Source organism: Bacillus cereus group sp. BfR-BA-01350, assembly GCF_022663775.1.
In the GTDB taxonomy this organism is placed as follows: Bacteria; Bacillota; Bacilli; order Bacillales; family Bacillaceae_G; genus Bacillus_A; species Bacillus_A paranthracis.
In genome coordinates this window covers 1-222 of the sequence record NZ_JAKUGD010000068.1, presented here as the reverse complement: position 1 = coordinate 222, position 222 = coordinate 1, and the positions used below count along the sequence as shown (strand labels likewise).

Sequence of the window (222 nt, the reverse complement as noted above, 5' to 3'; positions counted from 1 at the left end):
GGCTTAGAAGCAGCCACCATTTAAAGAGTGCGTAATAGCTCACTAGTCGAGTGACTCTGCGCCGAAAATGTACCGGGGCTAAATACACCACCGAAGCTGCGGATTGATACCAATGGTATCAGTGGTAGGGGAGCGTTCTAAGGACAGTGAAGTCAGACCGGAAGGACTGGTGGAGTGCTTAGAAGTGAGAATGCCGGTATGAGTAGCGAAAGACGGGTGAGA

1 rRNA gene is annotated in these 222 nt (G+C 50.9%); it reads left to right on the top strand.

The annotated features are described in order from the left end of the window. Positions 1-222, top strand: a 23S ribosomal RNA gene (locus tag MR147_RS27010); the annotation flags it as partial.